The 19,388-nt window shown below is 32.9% G+C and carries 18 protein-coding genes; 4 read left to right on the plus strand and 14 right to left on the minus strand.

Annotated features, from left to right (window positions below; all coding sequences use genetic code 11):
* Nucleotide 1: 1 nt before the first annotated feature.
* From NAB20_RS08825 to nadA, 12 genes are all read right to left on the minus strand, one after another.
* Nucleotides 2–631 carry a CatB-related O-acetyltransferase gene (locus NAB20_RS08825; protein ID WP_375605782.1) on the minus strand — a complete coding sequence of 210 codons (630 nt, stop codon included), beginning with the start codon at nucleotides 629–631 and terminating at the stop codon, nucleotides 2–4.
* Nucleotides 632–687: 56 nt separating this feature from the next.
* Nucleotides 688–2,049 carry an exonuclease domain-containing protein gene (locus NAB20_RS08830; protein ID WP_375604994.1) on the minus strand — a complete coding sequence of 454 codons (1,362 nt, stop codon included), beginning with the start codon at nucleotides 2,047–2,049 and terminating at the stop codon, nucleotides 688–690.
* Between the two features lie 793 nt (nucleotides 2,050–2,842).
* Nucleotides 2,843–3,211 carry a four helix bundle protein gene (locus tag NAB20_RS08835; protein ID WP_088392065.1) on the minus strand — a complete coding sequence of 123 codons (369 nt, stop codon included), beginning with the start codon at nucleotides 3,209–3,211 and terminating at the stop codon, nucleotides 2,843–2,845.
* A 36-nt stretch (nucleotides 3,212–3,247) separates the two neighbouring features.
* Entirely contained in the window at nucleotides 3,248–3,910 is a 663-nt protein-coding gene (locus NAB20_RS08840) for a YggS family pyridoxal phosphate-dependent enzyme (protein ID WP_375604995.1), read from the minus strand.
* Between the two features lies 1 nt (nucleotide 3,911).
* The gene (locus NAB20_RS08845) at nucleotides 3,912–4,967 is read right to left on the minus strand and encodes an acyltransferase (RefSeq protein WP_105195190.1); all 1,056 of its coding nucleotides are present in this window, start codon (nucleotides 4,965–4,967) and stop codon (nucleotides 3,912–3,914) included.
* Between the two features lie 94 nt (nucleotides 4,968–5,061).
* Nucleotides 5,062–5,382, minus strand: coding sequence for a hypothetical protein (locus NAB20_RS08850; RefSeq protein WP_105195191.1), 321 nt, complete (start codon nucleotides 5,380–5,382; stop codon nucleotides 5,062–5,064).
* 27 nt (nucleotides 5,383–5,409) lie between these two features.
* Complete coding sequence (locus NAB20_RS08855) at nucleotides 5,410–6,642, minus strand: DUF1015 domain-containing protein (protein ID WP_105195192.1); 1,233 nt, start codon at nucleotides 6,640–6,642, stop codon at nucleotides 5,410–5,412.
* Nucleotides 6,643–6,707: 65 nt separating this feature from the next.
* Nucleotides 6,708–7,598 carry a 3-hydroxyacyl-CoA dehydrogenase family protein gene (locus NAB20_RS08860; protein WP_105195193.1) on the minus strand — a complete coding sequence of 297 codons (891 nt, stop codon included), beginning with the start codon at nucleotides 7,596–7,598 and terminating at the stop codon, nucleotides 6,708–6,710.
* Nucleotides 7,599–7,652: 54 nt separating this feature from the next.
* On the minus strand, nucleotides 7,653–8,654 hold the full coding sequence (locus tag NAB20_RS08865; RefSeq protein WP_105195194.1) for a YhcG family protein: 1,002 nt from the start codon (nucleotides 8,652–8,654) through the stop codon (nucleotides 7,653–7,655).
* A 42-nt stretch (nucleotides 8,655–8,696) separates the two neighbouring features.
* Nucleotides 8,697–9,662, minus strand: a complete 966-nt coding sequence (locus tag NAB20_RS08870; RefSeq protein ID WP_375604996.1) for a Gfo/Idh/MocA family protein — start codon at nucleotides 9,660–9,662, stop codon at nucleotides 8,697–8,699.
* Nucleotides 9,663–9,711: 49 nt separating this feature from the next.
* Nucleotides 9,712–11,286 (minus strand): L-aspartate oxidase, encoded by a 1,575-nt coding sequence (gene nadB / locus NAB20_RS08875; protein WP_235878199.1) that lies wholly within the window; start codon nucleotides 11,284–11,286, stop codon nucleotides 9,712–9,714.
* Nucleotides 11,286–12,278 (minus strand): quinolinate synthase NadA, encoded by a 993-nt coding sequence (gene nadA / locus NAB20_RS08880; protein ID WP_375604997.1) that lies wholly within the window; start codon nucleotides 12,276–12,278, stop codon nucleotides 11,286–11,288. Before nadA ends, nadB begins: the two co-directional genes overlap by 1 nt.
* 120 nt (nucleotides 12,279–12,398) lie before the next feature.
* Here nadA and NAB20_RS08885 point away from each other — a divergent pair, with 120 nt between their 5' ends.
* Nucleotides 12,399–13,040, plus strand: coding sequence for a protein-L-isoaspartate(D-aspartate) O-methyltransferase (locus NAB20_RS08885; RefSeq protein ID WP_105195198.1), 642 nt, complete (start codon nucleotides 12,399–12,401; stop codon nucleotides 13,038–13,040).
* A 10-nt stretch (nucleotides 13,041–13,050) separates the two neighbouring features.
* On the opposite strand, the gene smpB is transcribed toward NAB20_RS08885, so the two are convergent.
* The gene (smpB, locus tag NAB20_RS08890; RefSeq protein ID WP_375604998.1) at nucleotides 13,051–13,506 is read right to left on the minus strand and encodes an SsrA-binding protein SmpB; all 456 of its coding nucleotides are present in this window, start codon (nucleotides 13,504–13,506) and stop codon (nucleotides 13,051–13,053) included.
* A gap of 120 nt (nucleotides 13,507–13,626) precedes the next feature.
* On the opposite strand from smpB, the gene NAB20_RS08895 reads away from it, so the two are divergent.
* Both NAB20_RS08895 and NAB20_RS08900 read left to right on the plus strand, forming a co-directional pair.
* Nucleotides 13,627–15,138 carry a S8/S53 family peptidase gene (locus NAB20_RS08895; RefSeq protein WP_127823245.1) on the plus strand — a complete coding sequence of 504 codons (1,512 nt, stop codon included), beginning with the start codon at nucleotides 13,627–13,629 and terminating at the stop codon, nucleotides 15,136–15,138.
* 137 nt (nucleotides 15,139–15,275) lie between these two features.
* The gene (locus NAB20_RS08900) at nucleotides 15,276–15,836 is read left to right on the plus strand and encodes a hypothetical protein (protein ID WP_235878196.1); all 561 of its coding nucleotides are present in this window, start codon (nucleotides 15,276–15,278) and stop codon (nucleotides 15,834–15,836) included.
* Between the two features lie 130 nt (nucleotides 15,837–15,966).
* On the opposite strand, the gene NAB20_RS08905 is transcribed toward NAB20_RS08900, so the two are convergent.
* Nucleotides 15,967–17,418: an amino acid permease gene (locus tag NAB20_RS08905; protein WP_375604999.1), complete on the minus strand. Its 1,452-nt coding sequence runs from the start codon at nucleotides 17,416–17,418 to the stop codon at nucleotides 15,967–15,969.
* Nucleotides 17,419–17,993: 575 nt separating this feature from the next.
* Between NAB20_RS08905 and NAB20_RS08910 the strand changes: the two genes are divergently transcribed.
* Nucleotides 17,994–19,385 carry an RtcB family protein gene (locus NAB20_RS08910; RefSeq protein ID WP_375605000.1) on the plus strand — a complete coding sequence of 464 codons (1,392 nt, stop codon included), beginning with the start codon at nucleotides 17,994–17,996 and terminating at the stop codon, nucleotides 19,383–19,385.
* Nucleotides 19,386–19,388 lie beyond the last annotated feature (3 nt).

Consider the following 19,388-nt stretch of genomic DNA (forward strand, 5'->3'; position numbering starts at 1 on the left):
TTTATAGCGATTTTAATTTTTCAATTTTATTGCTAGTTAGTAGCTGAACGTTTGCTGTAATTTTCTCAATATCCCAATCCCACCAAGCTAGATGCAGTAGTTCTTGGATTTTTTCTTCAGAAAAACGTTTGCGAATCAGTTGTGAAGGATTGCCTCCTACTATGCTATAAGGCGGTACGTCTTTAGTAACCGTGGCATTGGTGGCAATTATAGCACCATCACCAATTTTTACGCCTGCCATAATCGTGGCATTGTGTCCAATCCAAACATCGTTTCCGATAATGGTATCTCCTTTAGTGGGATAAGATTTTCCTTCCATAGCATGTTGCCAATCGTGCCCAAAAATAGCAAAAGGATAGGCAGAAATCGCCTCAGTCAGGTGATTAGCGCCATTCATAATGAATTTGACTCCTGAAGCAATCATACAAAATTTACCAATGATTAATTTGTCGCCTGTAAAATCAAAGTGATATTTGACGTTCTTTTCAAAATTTTCCACATCGTCAAAATCGTCATAATAGGTATAATCGCCTACAATGATGTTGGGGTTTTTGATGATGTTTTTTAAGAAACAAAGTTTGTTATATCCGTTTAATGGGAAAGGGTTGTCTTTGTTTGGAATATTAGGCATGTTTTGAAATTTGTTTGTGTTCAATTAAAATCGGAATGGTTTAGTTCAGAAAAATCTTAATACTTCACAATCTTCAACATCTTCTTTTTATTTATATAATGCTGAATAATATTACGACTATCCCTAGTGTTTTGCATAGGAATAAGTATGTTTTTAAGAATTTGAAGTGTATTAATTTGATGATTTAAATCGTAAAAACAATAGCCTTTGTAAATGCCATTTTCAATCACTACAGCACTTCTTTCTTCCAAAGTACGACCTCTATCTACAACAACCATAGTATTATTATGAAATTGATGATTGCTAATGAATTCGTTTACCCTTTTGTTGTAATCTTCAGGTGCTTCTTTTTGAATACAAGCACCAAAACATTGTTTGATGTCGTATTGGAAACAACTTTTTTTAGTATCGTATAAACCGTTTATTTTTTGACATAATTGGTACTTTTCAGTAATTTGAAACAAAGCAGTTTTACCTTCTTGCGGACTACTAAAAGAGGTGATTTCTTTTTTGCGTCCATCGGCTTTTAAAACTTTCAAAGCTAAATAGCCTTGTGTATCTTTTGCTGCATACAACGCCCAAGGAAATACTGTACGTCTTTGTGCGCGATTGTATATGGGGTTATTTATTTTTATTTCTTCGCTTTCTTTCAATAAAGCGATCAATTCGCTACCTGTTTCCTCAAAAGTTACGGCAAAGACTTCTTTTTGGATTTTTTTACTTTTCTTGGAAGTCCCTGTGAAATGTTGGTTAACTCTTTTTTGGATGTTTTTGCTTTTACCAATATAAATGAGTTCGCCTTTTTCATTATGGATATAATAAATTCCCGTTTTTGACGGTAAAGCTTCTACTATATCCATGAGTTTAGGTGTCATGCCCGATTTGATTTCGGTTTTAATAAAACTCTTTATAATGTTTTTTTCAATGTCTTTGGCTAAAAGTAATTTGAATAAACGAACGGTAGCCATTGCATCACCACTAGCACGATGTCTATCAGTTACAGGAATCCCTAAATTACGTACTAGTTTTCCTAAACTATAAGAGGTTTGATTAGGAATTAAAATTTTAGATAATTCGACTGTACAAAGGGATTGTTTTTCAAAATTGAAACCTAGACGTTTGAATTCGGTTTTAATGACTCTATAGTCAAAAGAGGCATTATGTGCTACAATAATACTGCCTTCTGTAATTTCGATAATGCGTTTAGCAATTTCGTAAAACTTGGGAGCACTGCGTAACATGGCATTGTTGATACCTGTTAGCTTAACCACAAAAGGCTGGATAGGAATTTCGGGATTGACCAAACTGATAAATTGGTCTACGACTTCATGACCATCAAATTTGTAGATGGCTATTTCGGTAATACCTTCTTCGTTGTATTGACCGCCTGTGGTTTCTATGTCTAGTATGCAGTACATTTTCAATGTCAATGACAATTGCAAAATTCAATCACAACTATAAAAAATTGAATTTGTGATTGATATTGTAATTGCAATTGAAAAATTATTTCTTGTTAATTATCATTTTTAAAGCAATTGCGATTAATTCTTCAACTTCTTTTAAGCGTAAATTTCTGAGTCGAGAATTGCGTACATTTTCAATGTCAATGACAATTGCAAAATTCAATCACAACTATAAAAAATTGAATTTGTGATTGATATTGTAATTGCAATTGAAAAATTATTTCTTGTTAATTATCATTTTTAAAGCAATTGCGATTAATTCTTTAACTTCTTTTAAGCGTAAATTTCTGAGTCGAGAATTACGTACATTTTCAATGTCAATGACAATTGCAAAATTCAATCACAACTATAAAAAATTGAATTTGTGATTGATATTGTAATTGCAATTGAAAAATTATTCCTTGTTAATTATCATTTTTAAAGCAATTGCGATTAATTCTTCAACTTCTTTTAAGCGTAAATTTCTGAGTCGAGAATTGCGTACATTTTCAATGTCAATGACAATTGCAAAATTCAATCACAACTATAAAAAATTGAATTTGTGATTGATATTGTAATTGCGATTGAAAAATTATTTCTTGTTAATTATCATTTTTAAAGCAATTGCGATTAATTCTTCAACTTCTTTTAAGCGTAAATTTCTGAGTCGAGAATTACGTACATTTTCAATGTCAATGACAATTGCAAAATTCAATCACAACTATAAAAAATTGAATTTGTGATTGATATTGTAATTGCGATTGAAAAATTATTTCTTGTTAATTATCATTTTTGAAGCAATTGCGATTAATTCTTCAACTTCTTTTAAGAGTAAATTTCTGATTTTTTCATCACCTTCTTTTATATAATTTAAAATTTTTAATGAATTTCTTGATTCTTTGAGTTCTTTTACTGCCAACCCAACTTTAAAAATAAAATCTTTATCTGTATTGGTTCCTTGCGCTTCTCCAAAATTTAATGATGAACTTCCAGATGATCTAATTAATTGATTTTTGTAATATTCATTTTCGTATGATTTATTTAAATTACGAGTAAAGAAGATACATTCACCAGCGAATCTAACTAATCGGTCTTCAAAATTGAAAATCTTTTCATCAAAAATATTATTTTCTCCCATTTAATATATTGAAGTTTTGAAATTGTTATTGCAATTTTATCTCGTTCCAAATATACTACTTCCAACTCGAATCATTGTACTTCCACATTCAATAGCTAATACATAATCACCACTCATGCCCATTGAAAGAGTTTCTAGTTTAAGATTAGCAGTTTCTATTTTTTTATAGGTATCAAATATAGATTTTAAATGTAAAAACTCTTTTTTGATTTGATTTTCATCATCGGTAAACGTTGCCATTCCCATTAAACCAACAATTTTGATATTTTGTAGGGAATTATCGTTTTGCAAGGTAAGAAGAATTTCTTCAAGTTCGTTTTCATCTAAACCAAATTTACTTTCTTCATCCGCTATGAAAATTTGGAGTAAACAGTTAATAACTCTATTGTTTTTTAAAGCTTGTTTGTTGATTTCTTGTAACAATTTCAAACTATCGACTCCATGAATCAAACTCACAAATGGCGCCATATATTTTACTTTGTTCGTTTGTACGTGACCTATCATGTGCCATTGAATATCTTTTGGCATTTGTTCCCATTTGTCGGTCATTTCTTGGATTTTATTTTCGCCAAAAATACGTTGACCCGCTTGATAAGCTTCCATCAAATCGGTCACAGGTTTGGTTTTAGAAACGGCTACCAGCGTAACGTGTGGCGGAAGGGATGATTTTATGTTGTTGAGGTTTTGTGGGATGGACATGTTACTGTTTTTTGAGCGTTAAAAATCTTTTTTCATAAAAATGATAAGAAAAATACGATATACTTATGGTTAGCAAAAATACGGATAGATTGAATAATATAATTGAAAAAAAAGTAGTAAATAGTACATGTAATTTCATTTTAATAAAAATATAGCCTATTAATTGAAAGGTTATAGCATGATACATATAGATACCGTATGAAATTTCACCTAGTGAAACAAGTATTTTATTTTGTAGAAAGGTTATTGGTTTTTGTGATAAAAAGTATAGGGTGAGTGAAAAACTACACATACATAGTAACTGGTAAATTTCGTTGTTTAAATATGTTTTAAAAAAATTTGATAAAAAAATAAACAAACTAATGATACTGGAAATAAAGGTTAAAAATAAAGGTATTTTAAAACGATTTGAATGAATAAATAAATAAGCAATTATTCCGCTGAAAGAAAAGTAAAAAAAAGTCATTCCATACTTGTTTAACAATGTACTTAGGGAACTAAAATTAAACATATAGAAATAAAATATTGTAAAAAGAGTTAAAAATAAAAAGGCTTTTATAGGTTTTAAAAAGTAAATTACGGGAGCAATAAATAGATAAAATTGTTCTTCTATACCAATAGACCATAATATTTCAATAATTCCTCCGGGATTATATTTTGCTAAAATATTAGGGAAACAAGTAAGACCTAATGTTAACGCTAAGAAAATATTATATTCGGGGTTGTGTGTAAAGCCAAAATGCGGAGCAATGAGATGATAAAAGATTAGTCCTATAAAAAAAATAAGATAATATAACGGTAAAATTCTTAAGGCTCTTCTTAAAAAGAAATTTTTTAAATGAGTTGTACCTTTGTTTTTTTCAATAAACACATTTCTAATAATTAAAAAACCACTTAACGAAAAGAAAAAATATACAGCTTCTGTGCCTTTGTTAAAAATAGGTAAGGCATCGTAATAGGGTAAACCTCTATTTTTACAAAAGGAAGGAATATGAAAAACAACCACAATGGAAGCCAAAAGGAAACGGATAGAGGTTAGGTTAGGTAGTTTTGCCATGAATATTAAAATAAAAGTTTCCTATGAGGGGATAAAAAAAGCGGTGATTTTGTGTCGCTGTTGGGGTTCTATTTTTTTAGAATTTAGGACTACTTTATGAATTATATAAATTCAATTTTGCATTCAATTTAATATCTTCAAAAATTTCTTTATCGGCTAAAGTAAATAAGAGTAATTCTAAATAAAATGGTTTGGAATTAATTCCGCAAATTGTTAAATGATTTTGTTTTATGAAATCACAAAGTATTTGTTTAAGAAGGATATTTTTTTCAAAAGAATTTTTACCTTTTGATAATAGTTCTTTTTCAGAAAAATTAAAAAGCCCATCATTAATATCAAATCCATATGACTGAGATCTTTCCGAGAGATTTATTTGTTGATTATACTCTATTAATTTTTCAATTACATTTTTCATTTTAGTTCATTTCTAATTTTCGATAGTTTACAATTCATACACCAAAAGGCCACTTCTAAATTTAGGTTCAATATAAGTCGATTTTGGAGGCATAATCAAGTTGTTATCGGCTAATAATTTGATTTCATTAATATCTGATGGATAGAGCATAAAACCAACTTCAAACTCACCATCGTCAATTAATTCCTTCATGTGTAAAAGGGCTTGCTTACCCGGAATATAATCTATGCGTTCATCATTACGAAGGTCGCCAATGCCTAAAATAGGTTGTAAGACATAATCGTATAAAATTTGCGCATCCAGATTTTTTAAAATTTGGTTTTTATCATTGCGATTATCCTTGTCGTTTTTTTTGTATTCTAAAGCATAAAAACGACCATCTAAATACATTCCAAATTCATATTTTTGTTGTGGCTGATATAACTCACTTTTTTTGTCTTTTATGATAAAGTTATTAGCTAATAGTTTGATGAATTCTTCTTTAGAGTGCCCGTTGAGGTCGTGAATAACACGATTAAATTCATAAATTTTAATATTACTTTCGGCAATTAAAAAACTCATGAAGTAATTCAAATTCGGATTTCCTGTGGCTTGATCTTGTTCATACAGCATTTCGGCTGATGCGGAACGATGATGTCCGTCAGCTATGTATAAATTAGGAATTGACTCGAAATGTAAAATTAAAGAATCTATATCCTCTTGGTTGTCAATTTTCCAAAGCGTATGTTTTTCTTTATTGGTGGTTGAAAATTCGTAAATAGGTTTACTATTTTTATGTAATGTTATAAAACGATCTATTTCTGCCTTATCTGGGTAGGTAATAAGTACGGGCTCAGTATTAAAACCAGTTTGATGTAAATATTCTTTAAATAACTCTACTCGATATTGTAGGGTGTCTTCGTGTTTTTTAATATGATTATTTTGATAATCTTCTATAGAGGTGCCTGCTACAATACCTGTAAAAACATTAGTTTTGGTTTGAATTTGATATAGATAAAAAATAGGCTTATCTTCCTGAATTAAGATGTTTTCCTTCTTAAAATCGTTGTATTTATGGGTTACCCCTCTAAAACGTTTGTCGGCTGTAATTTTTTGTGAATGGGTATAGGCAGGATTAATAATATGTAAGAAAGAGTATGGATTAAAATCTAACCAAGCCGCTAATTCGGCAGGCGAATATTCATCATAGGTTCTACAGGTTACTAATGCCACTTTATCTTGTGTGGGACGAACTGCTTTAAAAGGGGTTATTTTTGCCATTTTTTTTGTGATTAGTCAAAAGTCATTAGGCATTAGTGTAACTAACGGCTAATGGCTAGAGGCTTTTATTTACTGAATTGTTTCGAAACTTTTTCTGCTTTTTTGCTTTCGGAATAATCGTAAAAACCTTCGCCTGATTTTACACCTAATTTACCAGCCATAACCATATTAACTAATAAAGGGCATGGAGCATATTTTGGGTTTTTGAAACCATCGTACATTACATTTAGAATAGATAAGCAAACATCTAATCCAATAAAATCGGCTAATTGTAAAGGTCCCATAGGGTGTGCCATGCCTAATTTCATAACCGTATCAATTTCATATACACCACCTACACCATTGTATAAGGTTTCGATAGCTTCATTAATCATTGGCATTAAAATACGGTTAGCTACGAATCCTGGATAATCGTTAACTTCGGTAGGAACTTTACCTAATTTAACCGATAAATCCATGATGATTTTAGTTACTTCATCAGAGGTGTTGTACCCACGGATAATTTCTACCAGTTTCATGATAGGCACAGGGTTCATAAAGTGCATACCAATTACACGTTCTGGATGTACTACATTTGCAGCAATTTGTGTAATAGAAATGGAAGAAGTATTGGTCGCTAAAATAGTGTTATGGTCACAAACTTCGCTTAATTGTTTGAAGATGTTGAATTTTAACTGTACATTTTCGGTAGCTGCTTCAACAACTAAATCGCAACCTACTACACCGTCTTTAATATCGGTATAGGTAATGATGTTGCCAATAGTTTTGTGTTTGTCTTCTTCGGTAATAGAACCTTTAGCGACCATACGGTCAAGGTTATTAGCAATAGTAGCCATACCTTTTTCTAACGATTTTTCAGAAATATCAATCAATTTTACGGTAAACCCGCTTTGTGCAAAAGTATGAGCAATTCCGTTGCCCATAGTACCTGCGCCTATAACTGCTATTGTTTTCATTGTGTGAAGCCCCTATATTACTTAAATGTTTTTCCTACTAGGGGTAGGTAGGGATTAATGGTTTGGTTTATTATTAATTTCTTTTTTTATTTCATTTAATAATTGCTCTTCCGAGGGTAAAATCAATTCATATTGACTGGCTAATATGGTTTTGTTTTCTTCGGGTAATGAGAATTTAACGACAGCATTGTTTTTATCGGCACACAAAAGTACACCGATAGTGGGTTTTTCATGAGCCAATTTTTCAACTCGGTCAAAATAGTTGACATACATTTGCAATTGACCCAAGTCTTCATGCGTGAGTTTATGGGTTTTGATTTCAAAAATGACAAAAGATTGTAAGATTCGGTTGTAAAATACCAAATCGACAAAGAAATCATCACCATCTAAATGGATTCGTTTTTGACGGGCTACAAATGAAAAGCCATTACCTAATTCTAATAAAAAATCTTGTAAATGCGTAATGATGGCTTGTTCTAAGTCTTTCTCATAATAAGCTGATTCTCTTTTTAATCCAAGAAACTCTAAAACCATCGGGTCTTTGATGATTTCGTTTGGATGTACAGGAAGTGCTTCGTTTCGAGCAACGGCCAATACACTTTCTTTGTCATTACTTAATAATAGCCGTTCGTACAATTGACTATTGATTTGACGTTCCATTTGTCTAACCGACCAATTGTTTTTAGCGGTTTCGGCTATGTAATATTCTCTTTTGTCTTCGTTATCAATACGTATTAGTGTTCGATAATGAGTCCAACTCAATTGTGTACGCAGTGAGTTCACAATTGGGAAAGTTCTATAAAATTGTCTGTACCAATGTAGATTACGATAGGAAAAACCACTTCCGAACTCTGGTTGTAATTGCTCAGATATATACTTGATTAGGTATTCTCCGTAATCAGCTCTGTCTTTCCCTTGTTGCTCTTCGTTGAAAATACGTTCTCCAATATGCCAATATAATAAGGTGCGCTGGAAATCTACTGCTTTTATAGCAGTAGCTCTAGTGCTAGATATTAAGGATTTAATATCAGATATTATGTTGGGGTTGGATAACATTATGTGTTTTAAATATAAAATCTTTTCGGTTAGATTTTATGGTTACTTTTCAATACATTCTATAATTTGATAGGCTACTCGCAAGGCTTCTGTTCCATCTTCAAGGCTAACAATAGGAGTAGAATTGTTATTGATAGCATCGGCAAAAGATTCTAATTCATCTAAAATGGCATTGTTAGGATGCACTCCTGGATTGTCAAAATAAATTTGTTTTCTTACACCTTCAGCATTTTGTAAAATCATATCAAAATCGCCTGGGGTTTCGGGGGCGTCTTTCATACGAACCACTTCACAAACTTTATCCAAATAGTCAACAGATATATAGGCGTCTTTTTGAAAAAAACGTGATTTACGCATGTTTTTCATCGATATACGGCTTGATGTGATATTAGCCACACAACCGTTTTCAAACTCAATGCGAGCATTAGTAATATCGGGCGAATCAGATATAACAGCTACGCTACTGGCATTTATCGATTTTACTTTCGATTTTACTACGCTTAAAATGGCATCAATATCATGTATCATTAAGTCTAAAACAACAGGAACATCTGTCCCACGAGGATTAAATTCAGCTAAACGATGGGTTTCTATAAACATAGGATTGTTTATTTTATCTTTTATTGCCATAAAAGCGGGATTAAAACGTTCCACATGTCCTACTTGACCCTTTACGTTGTGTTTTTTAGCTAAAGCAATAATTGCTTCTGCTTCTGCCACGGTGGTAGCAATAGGTTTTTCAATAAAAATATGTTTGCCCGCTTTTATAGCTTGTTGGGCACATTCAAAATGTTGTAAGGTAGGGGTAACAATATCTACCACATCTACAGCGTGTATGAGCTCTGTAATGGTATCAAATTTTTTATATCCAAATTCGGTAGTTACCTTATTTGCATTATCGTTAGAAGGATCAAAAAAACCAACTAGTTCGTATTTTTTAGATTGTTGAAGTAATCGTAAATGTATTTTTCCAAGGTGTCCTGCACCTAAAACGCCTACTTTTAGCATAATTAAGAATTTGAACAAATGTAAATCATTTATTCGATTTATTCAAAAATCAATGTAAATCTAAATTGTAAAATGCGCCTTTGTTTTTACGGCTTTCTAACGAATGTTTAACAATTAAATAAGCGGTGGCATTAATATTTCGTAATTCGCATAGTTGAGGGGAGAGGGTTACTTTTTTAAATAACTTTTCAGTGTCCTCGTATAAATAATTTAAGTGGTCTAATGCGCGTTCTAATCGCTGGTTTGATCGTACAATGCCTACTAGGTCATTCATGATGTTTTGTACAGATTTTTTGTTATGCGAGATAAGAATCAATTCTTTAGGATCCACGGTTCCCTCTGAGTTCCATTGAGGGATTTTTGGGAAAGAAGTTTTTAAATTATGGCTGTTTGCTATAATATCCTCAGCTATTATATGACCCAATACTAATGCTTCTAATAGTGAGTTAGAAGCAAGTCTGTTAGCGCCATGAAGACCTGTTTTGGCTACTTCGCCATTTGCATATAAATTAAGGATAGAAGTACGGCCTAATTTGTTTACTTTTACTCCACCGCACATATAGTGCATTGCAGGCAGCACGGGTATGTAGTTTTTGGCTACATTTATCCCTATACTTTTACATTTTTCAACAATGTTAGGAAAGTGATTATAAAAAGCGATAGGGTCTAAATGGGTGCAGTCTAGATAGACACATTCATTTCCAGATATATTCATTTCCATATTAATAGCTCTTGATACAATATCACGTGAGGCAAGTTCTGCTCTTTGATCGTAACGTAGTATAAAGCGTTCACCCGATTGATTGCGTAAATAAGCACCAAAACCTCTTACTGCTTCAGAAATTAAGAAAGCGGGGCTTTTACCTGGTTCATATAATGCTGTAGGATGAAACTGTATGTATTGCATATCCTCAATTATTGCCTTTGCTCTAAAAGCCATACCTATACCATCTCCTGTAGCAATTATAGGGTTTGTAGTGGTAGCGTAAGTTTGTCCTGCACCTCCTGTAGCGAGTATGGTTTTGTGAGCTAAAAACGTGTGAATGGCGCCTGTTTTTTCGTTTAAAATATAGGCTCCATAGCAATGAATGTTTTTTTGCCCAATTTCTATTTTAATATCTGTAAAATGGTGTTCGGTTATTAATTCGATAGTAAAATGATGTGGTAAAAAGGTAATATTAGGTACGTTTTCGCTGTACTTAATAAGTGTTGTTTGAATTTCAAAACCTGTTATGTCTTTATGATGCAAAATTCTATTGGCAGAATGGCCTCCTTCTTTGCCTAAATCGTACTGATTGTTTCTGTTTAAATCAAATTCGGCCCCCCATTGTATAAGTTCTTGTAAACGGATGGGAGCATTTTTGATTACCAGTTTTACAATTTCTAAATCATTTTCATAATCGCCTGCTCTTAAGGTGTCTTCGATATGGCTTTCAAAAGAATCTTCTTCATCCCATACAGCGGCTATACCTCCTTGTGCGTACTTAGTGTTTGATTCTTCTTTAGTATTTTTTGTAACAATTGTTATTTTTTTGTTTGGAAAAGCTTTTGCTAATTTGATAGCTGTAGTAAGCCCTGCAACGCCTGAGCCTAGTATTAGAAAATCAGTTTTAAAGACACTCATTATTTAGAAATTTCTAGCATTGCATGTATTGATTTTACAGCTTTTTTTCTTAAATCTTCTTCAATTTCTATATTAGGTAATTCATATTTCATACACAAATATAGTTTTTCCAAGGTGTTTAATTTCATGTAGGCACATTCGCTACAATTGCAATTAGCCTCGTTAGCAGGAGCAGCAATAAAAGTTTTGTTAGGTACTTCTTGTTTCATTTTATGCAGAATACCCGCTTCGGTTGCAACAATAAAGGTGTTCGCATCAGCTGTTTTTACATAATTTAACAAGCCTGCCGTAGAGCCAATGTATTTTGCTACTTTTAAAATATGCTCTTGCGATTCAGGATGTGCAATAATTTCGGCGGTAGGGTTTTCTTTATATAATTGTAGAATTTTGTCAATTGAGAAGGCTTCATGTACTAAACAGGCTCCGTCCCAAAGGAGCATATCACGCCCTGTTTTTTTAATTAAGTAAGCTCCTAAATTTCTATCAGGGGCAAATATTATGGGTTTGTCAAGAGGGATAGCATTAATTATTTTTTCAGCATTAGATGAGGTGCATACAATATCTGTTAGAGCTTTAATACTAGCCGAGGTGTTAACATAAGATACCACAACATGATTAGGATGTTGTTTTACAAACCATTCAAAATCGGTAGTAGGGCAAGAATCAGCTAGAGAACAACCTGCATTTAGGTCAGGTAGAACAACTTTTTTGGTGGGGTTTAAAATTTTAGCGGTTTCGGCCATAAAATGAACCCCTGCAAAAACAATTAAATCAGCCGTTGTTTTGGCAGCTTGTTGTGCTAGTGCTAGGCTGTCACCTACAAAGTCGGCTATATCCTGAATTTCGGGGCGTTGATAGTAATGGGCTAAAATTACCGCATTTTTTTCTTTTCGAAGAGTGTTAATTTCTTCTATGTAATGAATGTTTTGTTCTTTTAGTTTTAAAAAGCCGTTTTTAGTCAAATTTTTTTTAGCAATTTCTAAATTGTTCATATCGAAAAAGTTTGGACAAAACTAGATAGTAGATCAAAATTAAAATATGATAATTGTTAGTTTTATTAGAATATCCAGTTTTGTTAAATGTTATTTTTATCTTAATTTTACCGAAGTATTATGAGAGATTTACCCAAACATCAAGGACTTAGAAATCAGTTAGTAAGCCTTTTAGAACAAAAAGGAATTACAGATCGAAATGTGTTAGAAGCTATTAGGAAAATTCCTAGGCATTTATTTTTAAACTCTAGTTTTGAGGATTTTGCTTATCAGGATAAGGCTTTTCCTATTGGGGCAGGTCAAACCATTTCGCAGCCCTATACGGTAGCTTTTCAATCAGAACTTTTACAGGTTAAAAAACATGATAAGATATTGGAAATAGGGACAGGAAGTGGTTATCAAACTGCTGTATTGTGCGCTATGGGGGCTAAAGTGTATTCTGTAGAAAGACAAAATGAATTGTATAGAACTACATCCTTATTATTACCTAAATTAGGGATATTGCCTAAACATTTAACTTTTGGCGATGGTTATAAAGGCTTGCCTAATTTTGCTCCATTTGATGGTATTATTGTTACAGCAGGGGCTCCATTTATACCCCAGCCTTTAATGGCACAACTAAAAATAGGTGGGCGATTAATTATTCCTGTGGGTGAAAATGTTCAAATAATGACGATGTTAATACGCAAAAATGAAACCCAGTTTGAAAAACATGAATTTGGTGATTTTCGATTTGTACCACTGTTAGAAGATAAAAATTAAGCCTATAAATTTATTTATAGGTTTTTTTTATTCGATCTAAATCACGCTTATTATCACGATCCTTTATAGTTTCTCGCTTGTCATAATTCTTTTTACCTCTACATAAAGCAATGTCTAATTTTGCAAGTCCTTTTTCGTTAGTAAATAAGCGCAATGGGATAATTGTTAACCCTTTGTTTTGAACGTCTTTTAAAAGACCTTTTAATTCTTTTTTATTTAAAAGGAGTTTTCGCTCACTTTTAGCTCTATGGTTATAATGTGTTCCAAAAGCATATTCTTCAATGTTGGAATTGATAACAAATAACTGGCTTCCGCTAAATTCACAAAAGCTTTCAGCAATAGAAGCTTTTCCTAATCGAATAGATTTAATTTCGGTACCCGTTAATACGATTCCAGCAGTATATCTGTCGATTATTTCGTAATCAAATTTAGCTCTTTTGTTGAGTATGTTGATTGTTTTTTGCATAGGATTGCAAATTTATAAAAAATATTATTTATAAAGATTATTTTATAAAAATGACTTATTTCTTTTTTTTGTTTTTAAAATTATTATATTCGTAATTCAAACTAAAAAAAATAATGAAAAATGAAAAAAAAAATAATTAAAATTTGCTTTTTATCACTTATAGTCTTTAATTCTTGTATTAATGATGATTCTTTGTCTAAGGAAGAACAAATTGTAATAGCCGAAAATCAAAAAGAACCGTTATCTAATAAAGAGATAAGTAATAAACTTCTTTTTCGTGTAAAAACTGGAGAAAAATTTAATTGGAACATGGCAACAGCGTATGAAGTCTGGAGTGCAATTCAAAATGGGAATAAAGTTTGTACAATAGGCTTCGGTAATAATAAAAATGAATTTGATAGAAAAAAAACAGCAAACCAAGAACAAATACAAAGTCAATTATTAAATATTATAGCCAAATACGAAGAAAAAGAAATAGAAAAAATACTCTTAAATAAAGATCCGTATCTTAATTTGATAGATGTTTATATTGAAAAACAAGAAACGATCATAGCCTTAAAAAGATTAGGTTATGTACGTTATATCGAACCAGGTGATTTTAAATTAGAAACAACACCAGATCCTAGAAGTAAGGACTCATCATCATCTTCAGGATGTGGATTAGAAAGCGAATTAATTAGCTCTACAGATTATACTACAATTACACCGAATGCTAAAGTTCCTTGGGCATTTTACAATCATAATATACCTTCAGCATGGCAATACAGTACAGGAAAAGGAATTACTTTAGCTATAGTAGACACAGGAGCTTCCACAGTTAATTCATTACTTAATGAAAATTTTAACAATGGCAATTCTACAGGAAGAACTATTCAAAAATATGGGGTTTATGTAAATTCTATCTGGCCTTGGTCTACAGGATATGATGGAGCAAATGATCAATGTGGTCATGGGACAAGTATGTCTTCTGTAGCTGCTTCTCCCCGTAATGACAAAGGACAACCTGTTGGAGTAGCGTATAATTGTAACCTAGTTACCTATAGAGCCGCTTCAAATGTAGTATTAGATGGTTATCAAGAATTAGAAGGAGTTAAAAAAGCTTTTACAGATTTAGGCAATAATCCATCTGTTCGGGTTATATCAATGTCAATGGGAAATATTATTTCCTCTAGTAAAATTGAAGATGGTATCAGATATGCTTACAGCAAAGGGAAATTAATTTTTTGTGCAGCTGGTACGTCTACCGATTTTACCTCTTCTTATGGTGTTATTTTTCCAGCTTGGATGGCTGAAACAGTTGCTGTTACAGGGCTAAAAGAATCAAGTAGCTACCAAGCATGTGATGTATGTCATTCAGGGAGTAAGGTTGAATTTGCTATCATGATGCAAAGAAATAATACAGGAAACAAAATACCTGTAAATAGTTATTACGATGGACAAGGTGATTATGTTGGAGGTTCTTCTGTGGCAACGGCAACAACAGCAGGTATAGCAACCTTAATATGGGCTAAAAATCCGACATGGACAAGAGATCAGGTTTTAAATAAATTGCGTCAATCTTCAGCGTTTTATGGAAATAAACACCCCGAGTTTGGTTATGGTATGCCAGATGCTTTAAAAGCTGTTCAATAAATTTGAAAAAGAATAATACAATATTAAAAGCTCGAAAAACAAAATTCGAGCTTTTTATTTATAATAAGAATAAACTAAACATTCTCTTGTGAAAATAAAAATATTAACTTCGTAAACTTTATTTTGATTATAAGACAATGGCTAAAATTATTATCCTTACTCCAATGGATATCGAATACAAAAAAGTAGCATCAGCATTATCCGAAATTAAAGATACCAAACATTCCTATCACATTGTTGTTTCTGGAATAGGGAGAGAAAGTACCGCAAAGACCCTGATGAATTTACCAGCACATGATCTTTGTGTATTAATGGGCTTTGCAGCAGTTGTAGGAAAAGAAAGCGAACTACCTCCTTATCTTGCTATGGGGAAACCTATCGAAATTACGAATGCCTCTTTGTATGGATACGAAGGAGGATTGTTTGAAAATGGAAAACCCATAGCGGTCAATCCTCAAACAAATTTACCGTGTTTGCATTCACTAACTTCAGATAAATTTGTTAGAACGACTAATCTAGCCCTTCAAACAGTGGTAAATATGGAGGATTACACTTTTATGTATTTAAAAAAGCCGCAGGATTTTATCATTCGAATTATCTCAGATTTTTTACCTCACGAAACCGAAATCGATTTTTTTGAAGAAGTAAAAGGAATACAATTTCTAGAAGCTGTAATGGAATTAGAAAAAATATGCTAGTTACCTAAGGTCAAAATCATCAGGTAAAATCAAATATATATTTTCTCATTAAAATTGAAAAGGCTCGTTTTTTATCCTAATATAGGAGTATAAAAAACGAACCTTTTGTTATGTTTTAGAAAGCAGAAAATTAATTGCTCGATGTTTTATCGTTTCGCAGCTTACTGTTTTTCTTGCCGTAAAAGAAATAAATTAATATGCCTATTGCCAGCCATGCAAAGAGCCTAATCCAAGTACCTAGAGGTAGAGAAAACATCATTAACAAACAAGTAGCTATACCTAAAATAGGCACAAGAGGAACTAACGGCGTCTTAAATGGTCTAGGTAAATTAGGTTCTTTTTTTCGTAAGATTAAAATACCTATACATACCATTACAAAAGCTAATAAAGTACCTATACTAGTCATCTCACCCACCACATGAATAGGAACTAATCCAGCAAACAAACTAATGAATACACATAACAAGATGTTTGATTTATAAGGAGTATGAAACGTAGGGTGCAATTGCGAAAACACCTTAGGCAACAAACCATCATTACTCATGGCATAAAATACGCGTGATTGTCCTAATAAGTCGACTAAAATAACAGAAGTATACCCAATTAGAATAGCCATAAGTACAGCCGTACCTAGCCATATATAAGGCGTTTTTGCAATAGCAATAGCCACAGGTGCGGCACTGTTTTTAAATTCAGTATAATGTGCTAAACCCGTCATTACATAACCAAAAGCGATGAATAAAATGGTACAAACAATTAATGACCCTAAAATCCCAATTGGCATATTTTTTTGTGGGTTTTTAGTTTCTTGCGCCATCGTAGCCACGATATCAAAGCCTATAAAAACAAAGAAAACAACTCCTGCACCACGTAGAATTCCAGAAACACCAAATTCTCCAAAAGTTCCTGTGTTAGCAGGGATAAACGGACTGTAGTTTGCTGGATTTATATATTGCCAACCTAAGCCTATAAATAACAATACAACCCCTACTTTAAGGGTTACAACAATAGCGTTAAATAAAGCAGATCCTTTGGTTCCTCTGATAATAACAGCTGTAATTAATGCAATGATTAATACGGCTGGAAGGTTAATGAAACCGCGAACAATTTCTCCATTTTGTCCTGTAGCAGTTTCAAATGGTGACATAATTAATTGGGGCGGGAGGTATATCCCAAATTTCTCTAAAAATTTGACCAAATATTGAGACCAACTGATACCTACTGTAGCTGCGCCTACAGAATATTCTAAGATCAAATCCCAACCAATAATCCAAGCAAATAACTCTCCTATGGTAGCATAAGCGTAAGTATAAGCACTACCAGAAACAGGTACCATCGAAGCAAATTCAGCATAACATAAGGCACTAAAAGCACAGCCTACCGCGGCAACAATAAAGGATAGGATAACTGCGGGTCCTGTATTGTTAGCTGCGGCAATTCCAGTTAAAGAAAATAGACCAGCGCCAATAATAACGCCTATCCCAATCATGATTAAATGGAAACCACCTAAGCTTCTTTTCAAACTATGAGTTCCCGTTGTGGCAGCCTCTTTTTGTAAGGCTTCTATAGATTTTTTTAGCATAAAAGTATATTTATAACAGCCCTTTGGACTGGATTTTTTAAAAACGAGACAAAGGTAAGCCAACTAATTTTTAGCGCTTTAGAAATCAACTGATGAATATTCTGGGGTAAAGTGCTATAGGTTAGTGTTTTTCATGCGACTCGCTCATTAGTTGATAATAAGTTTGTAAATACACCGCAACGTAATTTTTTTTACTAAAATGATGGTGTGAACAATATCAAAAAAATCAATACAATTGTATAGACTTCTTTAGACTGAATAAAAATTTTAAAAATCATTTGGAAATAAAAAAAAATAATTACAAAATTTGCGTCAGAAAATTATTAACAATTAAAACGAAGAAAAATGTTTGTATTCAATTTAGCAAATTACGGTTACGGATCAGCAGGAGCTGGTGTAACTTCTCTTCGTGGTTTTACTTTAAGTTAGATTCAAAAACTTCACTATATGATAAAACCCGAAGACAATTAGTTTCGGGTTTTTTTATGCACTAAATTTTCCCGTTACTGATAAATCAGAAACCAATCGAAAGTAATCGCTTTTGAAAGGTCAGTTTATTATTCAATTTTAAATTTATGGGAAATAAATTATCAGGAAAAGACCTTATTAAAATAGGTTTTCCAAAAAATAATGCCATCAATATTGCTTTAGGGCAAATTAATAGATATCGCAAAAGAGAAAAAAAAGAAAGTATTCTTAACGAAGCCAAAGAAGTTTTACTTTATCCTGAAAAGTTCAAAAATCACGGAACTTGGGGCAAAGTAGCCGAGGGATTAGTGAATCCAGTACAGGTAAAGTTCAACGAATTGCGAAACACAAGAGCACCTTTTTCGATTTTTGGAGAAAACGAAATCGAAGATCAAGCCAAGTTTCAATTGTATGATGCTTTGAAATTACCTGTTGCTGTACAAGGAGCCTTAATGCCTGATGCACATTCTGGTTACGGATTGCCTATAGGCGGTGTGTTAGCTACAGATAATGCAGTGATACCGTATGGAGTAGGAGTGGATATAGGTTGCCGAATGAGCTTGTCTATTTTCGATTTACCCGCTTCATATCTCAAAGGGAAAGAGCATCAATGGCGAAAAATACTGTTGGATAACACCAAGTTTGGAATGTACGAAACACACAAAATCAAATCCGATCACGAAGTGTTTTCTCATCCTGCTTTTTCAAATATTCCTTTGCTAAAACAATTGTTAGGTAAAGCATACAAGCAATTGGGTACTTCGGGTGGAGGAAACCATTTTGTCGAAATAGGGATCGTAAAAATCGATACCCCTATGAACGAATGGAAACTGGATGTAGGCGAATATGTAGCGGTTTTATCACATAGCGGTTCAAGAGGTTTGGGTGCCAATATCGCGAAACATTACACGTATTTGGCTACAAAACAATGTCCGTTACCTAAAAACGTCCAGCATTTAGCTTGGTTAGATATGAACACACACGACGGACAAGAATACTGGATGGCTATGAACTTAGCGGGCGAATATGCTAAGGCGTGTCACGAAGATATTCACAGGCGTGTTGCGAAAGCCATCGGGAAACGAGTGTTAGTAACCATCGAAAACCATCACAATTTTGCTTGGAAAGAAATGGTAAACGGACAAGAATGTATAGTGCATCGCAAAGGCGCAACACCTGCAGCCAAGGGCGAACTAGGAATTATTCCGGGTTCGATGACAGCACCTGGTTTTATTGTACGAGGCAAAGGAAATGAAAGCAGCCTGAATTCTGCTTCGCACGGTGCAGGACGATTGCATTCTAGAGCCAAGTGTAAAGCCAAGTTCACGCAAAGCGATATCAAAAAAGTTTTAAAAGACAAGGAAGTCGATTTGATTGGTGGTAGTATCGATGAAGCACCTATGGCGTATAAAGACATCCATAAAGTAATGGCGCTTCAAGAAGAATTAGTAGAAGTATTAGGAACATTCACCCCAAAATTTGTGCGAATGGATAAATAAGAT

Source organism: Flavobacterium davisii, from assembly GCF_042182265.1.
Lineage (GTDB): Bacteria > Bacteroidota > Bacteroidia > Flavobacteriales > Flavobacteriaceae > Flavobacterium > Flavobacterium davisii.

Bases quoted from the DNA above. Each gene is read 5' to 3' on its own strand.
- NAB20_RS08825 (WP_375605782.1), bottom strand. From the start codon at position 631: ATGCCTAATATTCCAAACAAAGACAACCCTTTCCCATTAAACGGATAT.
- NAB20_RS08830 (WP_375604994.1), bottom strand. From the start codon at position 2,049: ATGTACTGCATACTAGACATAGAAACCACAGGCGGTCAATACAACGAA.
- NAB20_RS08835 (WP_088392065.1), bottom strand. From the start codon at position 3,211: ATGGGAGAAAATAATATTTTTGATGAAAAGATTTTCAATTTTGAAGAC.
- NAB20_RS08840 (WP_375604995.1), bottom strand. From the start codon at position 3,910: ATGTCCATCCCACAAAACCTCAACAACATAAAATCATCCCTTCCGCCA.
- NAB20_RS08845 (WP_105195190.1), bottom strand. From the start codon at position 4,967: ATGGCAAAACTACCTAACCTAACCTCTATCCGTTTCCTTTTGGCTTCC.
- NAB20_RS08850 (WP_105195191.1), bottom strand. From the start codon at position 5,382: ATGAAAAATGTAATTGAAAAATTAATAGAGTATAATCAACAAATAAAT.
- NAB20_RS08855 (WP_105195192.1), bottom strand. From the start codon at position 6,642: ATGGCAAAAATAACCCCTTTTAAAGCAGTTCGTCCCACACAAGATAAA.
- NAB20_RS08860 (WP_105195193.1), bottom strand. From the start codon at position 7,598: ATGAAAACAATAGCAGTTATAGGCGCAGGTACTATGGGCAACGGAATT.
- NAB20_RS08865 (WP_105195194.1), bottom strand. From the start codon at position 8,654: ATGTTATCCAACCCCAACATAATATCTGATATTAAATCCTTAATATCT.
- NAB20_RS08870 (WP_375604996.1), bottom strand. From the start codon at position 9,662: ATGCTAAAAGTAGGCGTTTTAGGTGCAGGACACCTTGGAAAAATACAT.
- nadB (WP_235878199.1), bottom strand. From the start codon at position 11,286: ATGAGTGTCTTTAAAACTGATTTTCTAATACTAGGCTCAGGCGTTGCA.
- nadA (WP_375604997.1), bottom strand. From the start codon at position 12,278: ATGAACAATTTAGAAATTGCTAAAAAAAATTTGACTAAAAACGGCTTT.
- NAB20_RS08885 (WP_105195198.1), top strand. From the start codon at position 12,399: ATGAGAGATTTACCCAAACATCAAGGACTTAGAAATCAGTTAGTAAGC.
- smpB (WP_375604998.1), bottom strand. From the start codon at position 13,506: ATGCAAAAAACAATCAACATACTCAACAAAAGAGCTAAATTTGATTAC.
- NAB20_RS08895 (WP_127823245.1), top strand. From the start codon at position 13,627: ATGAAAAAAAAAATAATTAAAATTTGCTTTTTATCACTTATAGTCTTT.
- NAB20_RS08900 (WP_235878196.1), top strand. From the start codon at position 15,276: ATGGCTAAAATTATTATCCTTACTCCAATGGATATCGAATACAAAAAA.
- NAB20_RS08905 (WP_375604999.1), bottom strand. From the start codon at position 17,418: ATGCTAAAAAAATCTATAGAAGCCTTACAAAAAGAGGCTGCCACAACG.
- NAB20_RS08910 (WP_375605000.1), top strand. From the start codon at position 17,994: ATGGGAAATAAATTATCAGGAAAAGACCTTATTAAAATAGGTTTTCCA.